The organism is Pseudomonas sp. URMO17WK12:I11 (assembly GCF_007677725.1).
Classification (GTDB): domain Bacteria; phylum Pseudomonadota; class Gammaproteobacteria; order Pseudomonadales; family Pseudomonadaceae; genus Aquipseudomonas.
Genome location: NZ_VEDF01000034.1, coordinates 1 through 886, shown reverse-complemented (window position 1 = coordinate 886; position 886 = coordinate 1). Strand labels below are relative to the sequence as shown.

1 rRNA gene is annotated in these 886 nt (G+C 51.2%); it reads right to left on the bottom strand.

Annotated features, from left to right (window positions below):
- Positions 1-886 (bottom strand): 23S ribosomal RNA (locus FS665_RS23115); the annotation flags it as partial.

Genomic DNA, 886 nt, shown 5'->3' with positions numbered 1-886 from the left:
TGGTGATACCCGTAGCTTCGGTGCATGGTTTGAGCCCCGTTACATCTTCCGCGCAGGCCGACTCGACTAGTGAGCTATTACGCTTTCTTTAAAGGGTGGCTGCTTCTAAGCCAACCTCCTAGCTGTCTAAGCCTTCCCACATCGTTTCCCACTTAACCATGACTTTGGGACCTTAGCTGACGGTCTGGGTTGTTTCCCTTTTCACGACGGACGTTAGCACCCGCCGTGTGTCTCCCATGCTCGGCACTTGTAGGTATTCGGAGTTTGCATCGGTTTGGTAAGTCGGGATGACCCCCTAGCCGAAACAGTGCTCTACCCCCTACAGTGATACATGAGGCGCTACCTAAATAGCTTTCGAGGAGAACCAGCTATCTCCGAGCTTGATTAGCCTTTCACTCCGATCCACAGGTCATCCGCTAACTTTTCAACGGTAGTCGGTTCGGTCCTCCAGTCAGTGTTACCTAACCTTCAACCTGCCCATGGATAGATCGCCCGGTTTCGGGTCTATACCCAGCGACTAAACGCCCTATTAAGACTCGCTTTCGCTACGCCTCCCCTATTCGGTTAAGCTCGCCACTGAATATAAGTCGCTGACCCATTATACAAAAGGTACGCAGTCACCTAACAAAGTAGGCTCCCACTGCTTGTACGCATACGGTTTCAGGTTCTATTTCACTCCCCTCTCCGGGGTTCTTTTCGCCTTTCCCTCACGGTACTGGTTCACTATCGGTCAGTCAGTAGTATTTAGCCTTGGAGGATGGTCCCCCCATGTTCAGACAAAGTTTCTCGTGCTCCGTCCTACTCGATTTCATTGACAAGAGATTTTCGTGTACGGGGCTATCACCCACTATGGCCGCACTTTCCAGAGCGTTCCACTAATCTCAAA